The organism is Streptomyces sp. NPDC058650 (assembly GCF_042717315.1).
Taxonomy (GTDB): domain Bacteria; phylum Actinomycetota; class Actinomycetes; order Streptomycetales; family Streptomycetaceae; genus Streptomyces.
Genome location: NZ_JBHXRL010000074.1, coordinates 1 through 1,205, shown reverse-complemented (window position 1 = coordinate 1,205; position 1,205 = coordinate 1). Strand labels below are relative to the sequence as shown.

General features: G+C 70.5%; 2 protein-coding genes. Both read right to left on the bottom strand.

What is annotated here, in order from left to right:
* Window positions 1-838: N-acetylmuramic acid 6-phosphate etherase (murQ, locus tag ACFWWU_RS37345; protein WP_384153690.1), on the bottom strand; the 838-nt coding region annotated here is incomplete at its 3' end.
* On the bottom strand, window positions 835-1,205 hold a 371-nt coding region (locus tag ACFWWU_RS37340), incomplete at its 5' end, for an ABC transporter permease (RefSeq protein ID WP_384153687.1). The genes ACFWWU_RS37340 and murQ, both read right to left, overlap by 4 nt.

The following is a 1,205-nucleotide window of genomic DNA, read 5'->3' as shown; positions in this document are numbered from 1 at the left end:
AGAGGCCGCGGGCGAGCACGAGCACCGAGGTCTTCACGTCGTAGTCGTTGCCCTCGAGGGTCGCCAGGGCCTGCTCGCGCGGCACCCCGGCGATCTCGGCGACCATGCGCACGGCGCGGTCGCGGAGCTTGTGGTTCGTGGGCTTCAGGTCGACCATGAAGCTGCCGTAGGTCTTGCCCTGCCGCACCATCACGATCGTCGAGAACATGTTGAGCACGAGCTTCTGCGCCGTGCCGGCCTTCAGTCGCGTCGAGCCCGTGAGCACCTCGGGGCCGACGGCCACCTCGATCGGGAACTCGGCAGCGGCGCTCAGCGCCGTGTCGACGTTGCACGAGAGGCCGACCGTGAGGGCGCCCAGCGCGCGGGCCCGTTCGATGGCCGCGATCACGTACGGCGTGCGGCCGCTCGAGGCGATGCCGATGACCGTGTCGAGCGGGCCGATGCTCGCCTCGTCGATCGCGGCGGCGCCGGCGTCGTCGTCGTCTTCAGCGCCCTCGGTCGGGGTGACGATGGCCGACGCGCCGCCCGCCATGATCGCGAAGACCAGCTCGGGCGGCGTGCTGAACGTCGGCGGGCACTCCGAGGCGTCGACCACGGCGATGCGACCGGGGGTGCCGGCGCCCACGTAGACGAGGCGCCCGCCACGCGACATCCGCTCGCTCGCCGCTTCGATCGCGGGAATGATCTGCGGGAGGGCGCGTTCGACGGCGCCGGGAACCGTGGCGTCGGCCTCGTTCATGGCCGCGGCGATCTCTGCCACGCTCATGCGGTCGAGCTCGGCGTAGCGCGGATTGCTCGCCTCGGTGGCGAGGTCCGCCAGGTCGTCGTCGAGCGTCATTTCTTTCCTCTGTTTCTGGGGTCGAGTGCGTCGCGGAGACCGTCACCGAGGAGGTTCAGTCCGACGACGAGGAGGACGACGACCGCGCCGGGCGCGATCATGGTCCACGGCGCGATGCCGATGAGGGTGCGCGCCTCGAAGATCATGGAGCCGAGCGACGGGGCCGGCGGCGGGGTGCCGAGTCCGAGGAAGCTCAGCGAGGCCTCGGTCAGCACAGCCCACGAGAGCGAGAGCGTGACCTGCACGATGATGATCGACGTGATGTTGGGCAGCACGTGCCGGAACATCACCATCGAGCGGCTCTGCCCCGTGCTCGTCGCGGCCTTCACGTACTCGATCTCGCGGAGCGAGAGCACGGGCCCGCGGG